General features: G+C 34.4%; 10 protein-coding genes and 1 pseudogene. 3 read left to right on the top strand and 8 right to left on the bottom strand.

Annotation, left to right across the window (positions count from 1 at the left end):
* Together AB8B52_RS06750 and AB8B52_RS06745 are read right to left on the bottom strand one after the other, a co-directional pair.
* Positions 1-299, bottom strand: a pseudogene (locus AB8B52_RS06750) (histone deacetylase); the annotation flags it as partial.
* A gap of 3 nt (positions 300-302) precedes the next feature.
* On the bottom strand, positions 303-2,738 hold the full coding sequence (locus AB8B52_RS06745; protein ID WP_406026477.1) for a hypothetical protein: 2,436 nt from the start codon (positions 2,736-2,738) through the stop codon (positions 303-305).
* A gap of 211 nt (positions 2,739-2,949) precedes the next feature.
* Between AB8B52_RS06745 and AB8B52_RS06740 the strand changes: the two genes are divergently transcribed.
* Positions 2,950-3,045: a DUF4372 domain-containing protein gene (locus AB8B52_RS06740; protein ID WP_406026476.1), complete on the top strand. Its 96-nt coding sequence runs from the start codon at positions 2,950-2,952 to the stop codon at positions 3,043-3,045.
* 157 nt (positions 3,046-3,202) lie between these two features.
* Here AB8B52_RS06740 and metG read toward each other — a convergent pair whose 3' ends face one another.
* The 3 genes from metG to AB8B52_RS06725 all read right to left on the bottom strand — a co-directional run bounded on the left by metG (position 3,203) and on the right by AB8B52_RS06725 (position 8,833).
* Entirely contained in the window at positions 3,203-5,263 is a 2,061-nt protein-coding gene (gene metG / locus AB8B52_RS06735) for a methionine--tRNA ligase (RefSeq protein ID WP_406026474.1), read from the bottom strand.
* A gap of 495 nt (positions 5,264-5,758) precedes the next feature.
* On the bottom strand, positions 5,759-7,312 hold the full coding sequence (locus tag AB8B52_RS06730; protein WP_406026472.1) for a DUF1501 domain-containing protein: 1,554 nt from the start codon (positions 7,310-7,312) through the stop codon (positions 5,759-5,761).
* Positions 7,313-7,375: 63 nt separating this feature from the next.
* Entirely contained in the window at positions 7,376-8,833 is a 1,458-nt protein-coding gene (locus tag AB8B52_RS06725) for a DUF1800 family protein (RefSeq protein ID WP_406026470.1), read from the bottom strand.
* 162 nt (positions 8,834-8,995) lie between these two features.
* Here AB8B52_RS06725 and AB8B52_RS06720 point away from each other — a divergent pair, with 162 nt between their 5' ends.
* Positions 8,996-10,021, top strand: a complete 1,026-nt coding sequence (locus AB8B52_RS06720; protein WP_406026468.1) for an LD-carboxypeptidase — start codon at positions 8,996-8,998, stop codon at positions 10,019-10,021.
* On the opposite strand, the gene AB8B52_RS06715 is transcribed toward AB8B52_RS06720, so the two are convergent.
* Together AB8B52_RS06715 and AB8B52_RS06710 are read right to left on the bottom strand one after the other, a co-directional pair.
* Positions 10,013-10,366, bottom strand: a complete 354-nt coding sequence (locus AB8B52_RS06715) for a hypothetical protein (protein WP_406026466.1) — start codon at positions 10,364-10,366, stop codon at positions 10,013-10,015. The genes AB8B52_RS06720 and AB8B52_RS06715 overlap by 9 nt on opposite strands.
* The gene (locus AB8B52_RS06710; protein WP_406026464.1) at positions 10,363-10,665 is read right to left on the bottom strand and encodes a hypothetical protein; all 303 of its coding nucleotides are present in this window, start codon (positions 10,663-10,665) and stop codon (positions 10,363-10,365) included. Before AB8B52_RS06710 ends, AB8B52_RS06715 begins: the two co-directional genes overlap by 4 nt.
* 221 nt (positions 10,666-10,886) lie before the next feature.
* On the opposite strand from AB8B52_RS06710, the gene AB8B52_RS06705 reads away from it, so the two are divergent.
* Entirely contained in the window at positions 10,887-11,246 is a 360-nt protein-coding gene (locus AB8B52_RS06705) for a YraN family protein (RefSeq protein WP_406026462.1), read from the top strand.
* Positions 11,247-11,401: 155 nt separating this feature from the next.
* On the opposite strand, the gene nadD is transcribed toward AB8B52_RS06705, so the two are convergent.
* Positions 11,402-11,980, bottom strand: coding sequence for a nicotinate (nicotinamide) nucleotide adenylyltransferase (gene nadD / locus AB8B52_RS06700; protein ID WP_406026460.1), 579 nt, complete (start codon positions 11,978-11,980; stop codon positions 11,402-11,404).
* Between the last annotated feature and the right edge of the window lie 2 nt (positions 11,981-11,982).

Below are 11,982 nucleotides of genomic sequence, written 5' to 3'. Positions count from 1 at the left end.
TTTATAGTGCCATCCGCAATAATAACTTCGCGTTCTACTAGAACTTCACTTAGGGGAAATCCTATTTTACGAGCCGCTCTTGGGTCTAAGGTAATATTGACCAAGTCATAGTAATACTCAGGCGTATGAACGGTGAGAATATGTTTGTCGTTTGGCTTTTCTGGTTCGAAGAAATTATTTTTAACACAGGTGCCTTCGTGTAAAAGTTGTTGTGGTAACAAGTCGTACTTCTCCATAGGGAAACGATGTCCCTCTGGAAGTGGATGTTTGTAGATTGGGTGGAAGGCTATTTTAAGCACATTTTAATTGTTTGTTTCAATTATAATTTCTTCCGAAATATATTGATTACCGTTAACAATGCCCTCTACGAATAAAGTGATATTTTGCGTCTTAGTATCAAAAAAGTGAAACTGTGCCTCGCCTTTTTTGTTGAATGTCATCTTCGGCTCCCAAGCAATAGTTCCATATTCATTAAAAAACTCAGTATTATAATATTTATATTTTGGTGTGTAAAATGCTTTTTCTTCATTAAATTTTAATGGTATTTCGTACGTGCGTATAGTATTCTTAATAGTTTTTTTTAAGCCTTGGTCTTTTAAAGTATAAACTTTAATAAAGCCGGCTTCACCCTGTAAGAGACCTCCTCCGAAACCATAAAGTTCATATTCAATATAATCAATATCACTCATGGTTATAAAGGTAAGAATGCCAAAGTCAGCTTCTGGGCCAAAACCAATAAGACCATCATCGAGATAAACAGCAGGTACAGGATTTTGGGTGCCAATACCTCTTACCCTAGGATTAGTAATTGAAAACCGCCCAGACTGGTAATCAAAAGTTGCTTGAAACCCTAATCTCTGGAGATAAATATCTAATCGTAGACCACCATTCCTGTCATTATCATTTACAATTGATACCCGAGAATTAATGGTTTTATTTTTTAGTGCTTCTGCTCTAGTGTATTTTGTACTCGTATTTACAGTTACCTCATCTAAGGCTTCAACATTATCATTTGTTTCCCAAGCATTAGTAATATTTGGGGATTCGTTGAATTGATTTATGGTCTTAAAATAACTTCTAATTGTCTTGTAATTAGTTTTAAACTTTGGAATAATTGATGGAGAAAACTGTGGATAAATTTTTGGTGACTCCTTTTTAAACTTTTTATCTCCGAGATAGCCAATCCTAAAAAGATCATTATCAATTGGGAAAGTAGAATTTAAAATTAAGGCATTATCGCTTTCCGAAACATTAAAGATTTGAGTGCTTTTACCTTCCATTGGGTACACATAATAAGTGCCTTTTTGTTTGCTGTTTATATTGGCTACAATATCTATTCCTTGCTCAAACGGATAAGTAATAGCTTTGTCTTTTTCTTTAAAAATATTTTGCCAATTGTAACTGCTCCAGCCTTGAGTTAGCATCAATAAATCTAAATTATAATCTACTCGCTTATCGTTGCTTCGAAAATACTGACTAGCGTTTTCAATACTACCTTTTACGTAAGGTTGAATATATAACTGTGAAATTAGATTATTGTGGTGATTATACGATTTGGTTTTTGATGGAAGAACAGAAACACTAAGGTTAGACCATTTTGAGAGGTCTAGGTTGCTCAAACTCAGACTTACGTTTAAGCTATCGTTTAATTGTTTTACGGATGTTTTAGATATTTTCTGAGTTGAGAAATTTTTATTAAAATACAAACGTTCTAACAGTGGTCTGTTCTCATTATCAAATATTGTAAATATATTGGTTCCAGAAAAGAGCTGTTTTTTTTGAACAGTTAATATGGCTTTCCCTTTTTCTGAAATGGTAAAAGGTATGACATTAATGTCCTCGCCATTATGAATAGCAAGTTTGTAAGATTGTTCATTTGTACGTTTTAGGGTTTCATTGTTGGTTTTGACAACTATATTTATTTTTTCTTTTAGATCACTTAAAGTCATATTTATGCCAAAAAGTTTAATATTTTCAATAGGAACAGTTATGGTCTCATCATTAAGATTTAAGTTAAGATTGTATGTATTATTAGGTAATGGTTTAAACAAGGCTTTAGCTAAACCGACCTCATTGAGTTGAAACTCAGAAATAAGCGTGCCATTCTTATCAGTAATATTTCCATTAGCATTGGCAATACCATTACCAAATTTGTTTTTTGCAATTATACCTATGGTATTGTTAATATTATAAACAATATGTCCGCCTTCGCCCAAGGCTTGTAGTTCTATATCATTATTTTGTAGTATGTCTCGCTTTATAAAATCAAGTTTGTCAGCATCAATGACCTTAAATGTTTGCTCAAAATGGTTGTTTTCATCAAAATTGCGCATCCAATTGGTGTAGGCTTTAAATATAAATACGCCTGAGGAAAGCGTACTATCAATATCAAAAGTATTTGATGCTACCCCATTATTAACTTCAATAAGTTTATTTTTAATGATTTCACCATTTTCATTTTGTATAATGCAGTATAGATTTTTTGTAAGATTGGAGGGTTCTTTGGTGAGTTTATCAAATATATAGGCTTTAAAACCTATCATCTCACCAGCAATATAGGTTGATTTATTTAGGTGTACATAGGCAACCTCTCTTGGTAGTTCTGTATAATTTTTATAGTCATTGATGATATCGCCTTTTTGTTGAGCACAAAGTGTATACGAGGTCATATTTGCAATAAAAAGCAAACATGCGATTTGGTATATTTTAGTTTTGGAGTAGAAGAAGTTTAGCGACATAGGTGTTGGTTTTATAATTAAAAAATATGTCAAAAATCATGCCATAAAAAGACAGAATAATAATACGTATTTTTTTAAAGAAATATACACTAGTGTCCACTAAAAGTTAATCGAAGTTCTTTGAAATTATTGTAAATCTGTGTTTTAAGCCTCAATTTAAAGCGTGACGATTTGAAATTGCTATCTATGTTCGTAAATCAATATTACGAATATGAATCAAGGCAAATATATTTTTTCTCAGTTGGTAAATTTTCTACCGCAACGTGTTTTTGATAGAATTACTGCTAAGTATTCAGGTAATAAATGAGTCAAACATTTTACTTGTTGGAATCAATTATTAGGTCAAAAATCATGCCATAAAAAGACAGAATAATAGTACGTATTTTTTAAAAGAAATATAATTAACTAAAGCTAAATGTTTGACAACAAATATACTATGATAAAAGTATATTTTCTTTCATAAATTAACTAATCTGTAATCCATTATTTACATCATCAATATCAGGATTAACAAATACCAGATTTCCACCTTCATCCTCAGTCATTAAAATCATCCCCTGACTCTCAACACCTCGTAATGCTCTTGGTGCTAAGTTCACTAAAACCGTAACGCGTTTTCCAATAACGTCTTCTGGTTTAAAGCTTTCAGAAATACCAGAAACAATCGTTCTTACATCAATACCTGTATCTACTTTTAAAACGAGTAGCTTTTTGGTTTTAGGCATTTTTTCTGCTTCGAGAATGGTGCCTACACGTAAATCTAATTTGGTGAAATCATCAAAAGTGATTTCGTCTTTTTGTGGTTCAACCACTTTATCAGCGGCTTCGTTTGCTTTTTTGCTGGATTCTAGTTTTTCTAATTGGGCTTCAATTTGTGCATCTTCAATTTTTGAAAATAAGAGTTCACCTTTTTCGATTTGGTGTGACGCTGGAATTAATATGTCTTTTGAAGACACATCATCCCAATGAGATGCTTCGGCAAGCTCAGCATGACAAAGAATAGATTTCAATTTCTTAGAAGTAAACGGCAAAAATGGCTCGGACAAAATCGCTAAAGCTGAAGCGATTTGAAGTGCCACAAACATCACAGTTTGGGTACGAGCTTCATCAGTTTTAATCGTTTTCCATGGTTCTTCGTCTGCTAAGTATTTGTTTCCTAATCGTGCTAAATTCATTAATTCTTGACTTGCTTCTCTAAAACGGTAGCGTTCAATAGAACTAGAAATCACAGCAGGATAGGCTTTTACAGCAGCCAAAGTTTCTTTATCAACAGTTGAATAGTCTGATGGTTCTGGAATAACACCTTCATAATATTTGTTGGTTAACACCACAACACGATTAATGAAGTTCCCAAAAATAGCCACCAATTCATTATTGTTTCTGGCCTGAAAATCTTTCCAAGTAAAATCGTTATCCTTAGATTCTGGCGCATTTGCTGTTAAAGCATAACGCAACACATCTTGCTGATTGGGGAAATCGATTAAATAATCTGGTAACCAAACGGCCCAATTTTTAGAGGTTGATAACTTCTTGCCTTCTAAGTTTAAAAACTCATTGGCTGGTACATTATCTGGTAAAATATAAGACCCTTCGGCTTTTAACATGGCAGGGAAAATAATACAGTGAAATACAATATTATCTTTACCTATAAAGTGAACCAGTTTTGTGTTCTCGTCTTTCCAGTAATCTTCCCAATTTTTACCTTCGCGTGCAGCCCATTCTTTGGTCGCAGAAATGTAACCAATTGGTGCATCAAACCACACGTAAAGCACTTTGCCTTCACCTCCTTCAACTGGTACCGGAATCCCCCAATCTAAATCTCTAGTGACAGCTCTTGGACGCAAACCATCATCTACCCAAGATTTTACTTGGCCGTAAACATTAGGTTTCCAATCTTTTTTATGACCTTTTAAAATCCATTCGCGCAAAAAGTCTTCGTATTTATTTAAAGGTAAAAACCAGTGTTTGGTTTCTTTTAGGCTTGGTACATTTCCTGTAATTGCCGATTTTGGATTGATAAGATCTGTGGCGTTTAAACTAGATCCGCAGTTTTCACACTGATCTCCATAGGCTTCTTCATTGCAACATTTTGGACACGTACCAGTAACAAAACGGTCAGCTAAAAACTGATTGGCTTCAGCATCGTATAATTGTTCAGTGACTTCTTCTAAAAATTCATTTTTGTCGTAAAGGGTTTTAAAAAACTCTTGAGCAGTATCGTGATGAATTTTCGCTGTAGTACGTGAATAATTATCAAACGTAATTCCGAAATCAACAAACGATTGTTTTATAATCGCATGATATTTATCGACGATATCTTGAGGTGTAACTCCTTCTTTTTTTGCTTTTATAGTTATTGGAACACCATGTTCGTCACTACCACAAATAAAGGCAACATCATTTCCTGTTAACCTTAAATAACGTGCGTAAATATCTGCTGGCACATAAACACCTGCTAAATGACCAATATGAATTGGACCGTTAGTGTATGGTAATGCTGCGGTTATGGTGTATCTCTTCGACATGAAATTTCATTTTTGTTGAAGGACAAAATTAGCGATTTTAGGCTTAGTAATTATAGCAAATGCGTATAAAAATGAGTTGTCACTTCTTGTAAGCGTCTTCTAAAATGTTGAAATAATTTCGCTATTTGGTAATCACCAATCAACACCTATTTATAAATTAATTAATATGATGTTAAAACTGTCCCGTTAAGGACTTTCTATGGGTAACAGTCATAACGATCTTAACACTTGTGCCTTTGGGTACAACATATAGCGTACCTAAAGGCACGCTTCTAGCATAAAGACTTCTTCTTACCAATATAAAGTCCCTAAAGGGACAAAGAATTAATAAAATTCACGAATTGGATACAGAGGTTAATGGTTAAAAATAAAAGCAATTATGAATAGATTTTTATAGACACCTCTCATTGATAAAAACTAATAATGAGTGGCAGTTGATACCCAAAAAAGCCTCCAGTAAAACTAAAGGCCTTTTAAATATATTTGAACATGAGATTAGCGAATAATCAAAGACTTGCTATAATTTTGATTTCCAACAGAAATTCTATAAATATACTGACCAACGTTAAGTTTAGTTCCAATGGTATTTTTTACGCTGATACTATGTTCGCCAGCAAATAGCATTTCATTTTTTAAGGTACCAATGTCTCTACCAGCAATATCGTACAATTTTACAACGGTGTGTTGCGTGTACGGATTGGTTAGTTTTATAATTGAATCCGTATCTGTATAAAGCACATAATGTTTAAAGCGGTCTCTGTTAAAGTCTTCGAGACTCAAAGCACTACAACTGAAGCCCAAATCGACTCGTGCATAAGTGTTATTGAGCAACGCTTCATCAACCAAACCACTTTCTATACAGAGCCAATTTTCTAAAACGCTGGCATACACTTCTCTAAAATCTTGGGTGTAATTTAAATTGCCTTCACCATCATCTGCAGTAAGGTCTGGATGCGTGCCAACAAATCCATTACCTTCCATTGCTGTACCAAATAACATTAATGGTGCAGCTTTGCCATGGTCGGTACCGTTAGAACCATTTTCGAACGTTCTACGACCAAACTCACTAATACTCATAGACAAAACTTTATCATCTAAACCTGCCTGAGCTAAATCTTCATAGAAGGTTTTTACAGAATTTGATAAATCTGTAAGTAAGGTGTTGTGATCTTCTACCTGATTAGCGTGTGTATCAAAACCACCTAAGGTGACCATATAAACTTTAGTACCCAGATTTCCTTTTATGAGTCTGGCTACAATGGATAATTGCTGACCTAATTCTGAATCCATATATTCAGAGCTATTTGCTCCTTCGGTATAAGCCTCATGAATAGTGCCTGCATATTGATAAGTGGTGTTGGTGGTACCTCGCATAAATTCTAACTGTTCGCCATAAATACATTCAGGAAAACTCGTCATATCATGTACAGTTCCACTTTGGGCAATAGCTTCCAACTGATTAGGGTTGGCAACAGAAAAGGCATAATTATTTGAAGCTCCGTCGAAAATTAAATTACCAATACTTCCTATTTGAACAGCCGCAGGTATTGAAGGTGGATTTAATAAATATTCAGGATATAGTTCTTCAAAATGGCGACCTAACCAACCTGTTGTTGCATTGTTAGTAGGATCTGTAGAGGCCCAAATGTCTGAACCAGCAAAATGCGACTGACTCGGATTTTCGTAACCCACACCATGCACCACTTTCATGCCTCCAGTATCCCAAAGGTTTAATAAATCGGTCATGGCATTCGGAATTCCGAAATCTGGTGTTAAGGCTGTGAGGTCATTTAGATTGTGTTTAATGGTTGGTCGGTTGTTAGCATAAGTATCATAATCGTAAATAGGTACAATAGTATTAAGACCATCATTACCTCCTTTAAGTCTTATGATGACTAAAATTCGGTCTGATTCTGAATCGCTAATCGCAGCAGCCAATTTGGTGCTGCTCGAAGCAGAAAGTGGCATACCACCTAGCATCATTGTGCCTGCACCAGATAAACCTAAAGCTTGCAAGAATGAACGTCGGTTCCATTTTTTGTGCTCCATATCATGAGCACTGGTCCCGAATTTTTTTTCATTTTTTGATGTATCATCACACATAACAGTAGATTATTTAAGTTGAAATTCAGGAAACTTGGTTAGATGTATTAAAAGTAGCACGACTTGAAAAGGAACAGAACTCCATTGTAAATTCCATTGTTGGTTTTCGTAATAATTCTCAGGCAAATCATGTTTAAAAACATCAGTTGCAGCTTGGTAGTCTTCAACTGAAAATAATTCTAATGGCATAAAACGGTCAATAATGGCTTTTGTAATAACGTAAGGGTCGTTACTATTGTCCGAACTTTCAATAGCGAAGGTTCGTAATTCTTCATTATAATTATTCCAAGTATGCCAAATAACCCATTGTAAAATTTCCCAACGGCCACCGAGAGTACTTGAGTTAATCCAATCTCTGTCACCTTGCCATCCGGCAACATCTACTGGATCAAATAACTGTTGTCCCATGAGTCCGTTAAACCAAATCATGGCTTCGTAGAATTCTTGTTGCAAGCTAAAACCTGTAACTTTTAAGTAAGACATCGATAAATCGTAAGGACTTTTAATTTGTGTGCCAATGGTTTTGACATCAAAAAAATGTTGACTTTTAAAGAGTGTTCTTAAGATGTTTTCAATATTAAAATCGATTACAAACTGATTAGCCATTTCAGTAACAATGGTTTCATTTACTGTGGGACTTACGAAATAAGTGTATAATTTTTTGCAAATATGCGCTGCAATTAAAGGTGCTTTTTCTTGAAATAGAATATCGATAACATCATCGTAATCCCAATTTCCGGTTTGGTTAAAAATGGTTTTATCTTCAGAATTAAAGGTACTTGCATCGAAGTAAATAGGATACGTCCAGTTTTGTCTGTGGTTATAACCTGTTAAAGCTTTAGAGGTTTCTACAATATCGGTTTGCGTGTAGCCATTATCTACACCAAGGGTAAAAAGTTCGTAGAGTTCTCGTGCATAATTTTCGTTTGGGCTAAAGCTGGTATTTTCTACTCCATTAAGAAACATCAACATAGCACTTGTTTTGCCTATGGCTCTTACAAAGTCTTCAAAATTACCTAGAGCATGTGTTTCGAGCGTATTGAAATATTCATAAAGATGGTTACTTGTATAGTATTCTTCAAGACGTGTTACAAAATGATTGCTCCAAAAAAGTATAAGTCGACTTTTTAAACCTACCGTTTGCATTTGGTCTATGAGTCCAAACATCAATTCTGCATGATTGGCTTGAGTTTGTTCGTCAAAATCTAAACCGAGATTGTTATAATCGTTATTGGTAAACGTTGCCCAAGATGGCGTTGGCCAGTTTGGTGCATTTAAAGACTCATTAATTAATTGGTCTATAAATAGGTCTGGTGATATGGTAAGCGCACTAGCAACCATAGATTTACTGGCATCGTAACCGATACGACGAAAGGCATGGCGCACTCTGGTTTCATCCCAAGGGTTTTCAGTAGACGGCACATAAGGTTGTAATGAAGAGGTGATACAAGAAGTAAAAACAGCCATAAATTCGGAATTTAGTATCAATATAAGGGAATATTGCCAAGAATTATGGCTTATATACGTTAAAAGTGCACTATTTGGACGTTTTTAGTTAAAATGCTATTAAAAATACAATTACGCTAAGCTTCAGGTTTTACTTTTTATATTTACAAAAAATTCGTTTTTATGATTTTGAAACACCACTTTCTATCGCTATGTTTTACGTTTTTGTTAGTTGTAACTACTGTGGTACAAGCTCAAAATGAAACTGATAATTCTTCCAAAATGATTTCAAAATTAATACAACCACCTTATTTAAAAGCAGGTGATACTGTTGCTATTGTTGCACCTTCAGGTATTTTAAAAAGTAGAGAAGGTGAAGTGCAGCAAGCCATAAAACTTTTAGAAAGTTGGGGCTTACATGCTGTGGTTGGTAAACACGTATTTAAAAAAGCCAATCATTTTGCAGGTACAGATGCAGAGCGTTGTGAAGATTTACAAAATGCTATGGACGACCCTAAAATTAGTGCCATTTGGTGCGCCAGAGGTGGTTACGGAACGGTTAGGATTTTAGATAAATTGAATTATACTGAATTTAGAAACAATCCAAAATGGATTATTGGGTATTCGGATATTACGGCTTTGCACAACCAAGTGCATAATGAAGGATTTCAGTCGTTACATGCTTTAATGTGTGTGAGTTTAACGAAAGATTTAAACGATATTAAAGACACAGTTGCGACGTTTAAAGCGGCAATTTTCGGAAATCCTCAAAATTATACTCTAAAAGGTTCTGATTATAATAGAATAGGTAACACTTCAGGTGAGTTGGTCGGTGGAAATCTTACGATGTTGCACACCATGTTGGGTTCTAAAGAAAGTATCGATACCTCAGGTAAGATTCTTTTTATTGAAGAAATTGGTGAGTACAAATATCATATCGATCGTATGTTACAAAGTATGAAACGTGCTGGCTATTTTGATAACTTAAACGGTCTCGTGGTTGGTGACATGTCTAAAATGCGAAAAAATACGACACTTTGGGGAACTTCGGTTGAGCAATTGATTCTTGATGCTTTAGAAGATTATGATTTCCCGATTGCGTTTAACGTGCCAGCAGGTCATGAAAAGGATAATCGTGCTTTGGTTTTGGGTAGGCTTGTTGATTTGAAGGTTGCTAAAGATCAGTCGACTCTCAATTTTTCAGAATAAGGTTTTCTGGTATTTAAAAAAGAGTAGTGCGCCTAAAATATAAAGTACAATATCTATAACATCAAACGTGTAACGTGCGTTTATTTGAGGTATTAATATTTCAAAAAATAATGCAAAATAAAGGGTTAGCGCTAAAACAACACTTAGTGGAACGTAAAGTGTTTCGGTTTTCTTTATCAGTCGTAAACTAGCCAAGCATAAGCTCAACACAATAGGCATGCATAAAAAGTCATTGACGTAAAAATACACCCAATTAGGAAGTGGTAATTCTAAGCGATTGGCTGTATATAAAATGCTCGCTAAAAAAACGCTGACAATGACTATAGGATGTTTTAAAATCGTCATGCTGCAATAGCGGTAATCAGCCAAGCAATAAACATACCTATAGCCATAAATCCTAACCAAATAGAGTGTACAACTTTCACAAAAACACGCACTACTAAAAAACGATGGTCTTTGTGTTTTTCATAAAAAGAAGGTGAGGCTTCATCTTCAATTCGCTCGCGTTCCAAACGTTCCTTTTTATCTTTTGCAAAAGAAATTTCACGTCTTTTTTTGTAAGACAAAAGTGTATTGCAACTGGTACAATAATCGACGTTTTTGTTATAGATGCCACAATTTGGACATTTTACTAAGCTTGCCATTTTGGGTGTTTTTCGCGAATTGCAAAGGTATGGCTTATTGTATAATTTAGAGAATTGAAAATGAGATGGGTGTACAAAAATCGTCTCAATTTTGTATCTTGATGCATTATAATACTATTCTTAGTTTTGCGATTGTCGTTAACTGGGAAAAATTAAATTACAGAAAAGTAGAATGAGAGTTCTGCTTTACTGAAACAAGTTCAGTATAAATCTCAGTAATTATGGCACAACACAACGAACTTGGTAAATTAGGCGAGCAATTAGCAACAGATTATCTGATTGCAAAAGGGTATAAGATTTTGGTGCGCAATTACACGTTTCAAAAAGCGGAAATAGATATCATTGCCAAACACAATAACACCATGATTTGTGTTGAAGTGAAAACTAGAAATTCTGATTTCTTTGGCGATCCACAAGATTTTGTAACTCCAAGTAAAATAAAATTATTGGTAAAAGCCATGGATGCTTATATCACAGAAAATGATATTGATTTAGAAACCCGATTCGATATTATTGCCATTTTAAAGAATAAAACCACTGAAGAACTGACGCATATGGAAAATGCTTTTTATCATTTTTAATACCCAAATTCCTGCGAAAGCAGCAATCTCTTGAGTTTAAAAGGAATTTTCATCCTTAAAACAGAATTTATGTAGTTGAACTTTTGATATGTTAATTCTTTTATTCAAAAAAAACACTCCTAAAATTTGAACCCCTTATTCTAATAACACAGGCTTTAGCGATAAAAATTCATATCATCAATATACTTCCAAACATGTTCTGGTAACATAGGACGCACGTTTTTATTATCCTTAATTGATTTCCTAATAAATGTAGACGAGAGTTCCATAATTGGTGCATCTACGCTATGGATTTTAGGATGGTTGTTGAATTGAGTATCTATTTTACCTTCTGACAGTCTCGGATAGACATATATATTGTGATTTTCTAAAATAAGCTCATAGTTTTTCCATTTATGAAAGCTTTTTAAATTGTCTTCGCCCATAATTAAGGAAAACTCGTATTTCGGGAATTTTTCAAAGAGATACGTGAGCGTATCAATGGTGTAATTGGGTTGTTTAAGCCCGAATTCAATATCGCTTGGTCTTAAATTATCGTAATCCTTTGTAGCCAAATGCACCATTTCTAAGCGTTGGTAATTATCTAACAAGCTACTTTTCTTTTTAAAAGGACTTAATGGCGTCACTACAAACCAAACTTGATCTAAATCGCTATGCTCAGCTAAATGATTGGCAATGGTTAAATGGCCAACGTGAATTGGGTTGAAGGTGCCGAAGTATAAACCTATTTTCATTT

The organism is Winogradskyella sp. (assembly GCF_045105575.1).
In the GTDB taxonomy this organism is placed as follows: Bacteria; Bacteroidota; Bacteroidia; order Flavobacteriales; family Flavobacteriaceae; genus Winogradskyella.
This window is presented reverse-complemented; position numbering and strand designations above follow the sequence as displayed.

Excerpts from the sequence above, each read along its gene's own strand:
- AB8B52_RS06745 (WP_406026477.1), bottom strand. The coding sequence starts at position 2,738 with ATGTCGCTAAACTTCTTCTACTCCAAAACTAAAATATACCAAATCGCA.
- AB8B52_RS06740 (WP_406026476.1), top strand. The coding sequence starts at position 2,950 with ATGAATCAAGGCAAATATATTTTTTCTCAGTTGGTAAATTTTCTACCG.
- metG (WP_406026474.1), bottom strand. The coding sequence starts at position 5,263 with ATGTCGAAGAGATACACCATAACCGCAGCATTACCATACACTAACGGT.
- AB8B52_RS06730 (WP_406026472.1), bottom strand. The coding sequence starts at position 7,312 with ATGGAGCACAAAAAATGGAACCGACGTTCATTCTTGCAAGCTTTAGGT.
- AB8B52_RS06725 (WP_406026470.1), bottom strand. The coding sequence starts at position 8,833 with ATGGCTGTTTTTACTTCTTGTATCACCTCTTCATTACAACCTTATGTG.
- AB8B52_RS06720 (WP_406026468.1), top strand. The coding sequence starts at position 8,996 with ATGATTTTGAAACACCACTTTCTATCGCTATGTTTTACGTTTTTGTTA.
- AB8B52_RS06715 (WP_406026466.1), bottom strand. The coding sequence starts at position 10,366 with ATGACGATTTTAAAACATCCTATAGTCATTGTCAGCGTTTTTTTAGCG.
- AB8B52_RS06710 (WP_406026464.1), bottom strand. The coding sequence starts at position 10,665 with ATGGCAAGCTTAGTAAAATGTCCAAATTGTGGCATCTATAACAAAAAC.
- AB8B52_RS06705 (WP_406026462.1), top strand. The coding sequence starts at position 10,887 with ATGGCACAACACAACGAACTTGGTAAATTAGGCGAGCAATTAGCAACA.
- nadD (WP_406026460.1), bottom strand. The coding sequence starts at position 11,980 with ATGAAAATAGGTTTATACTTCGGCACCTTCAACCCAATTCACGTTGGC.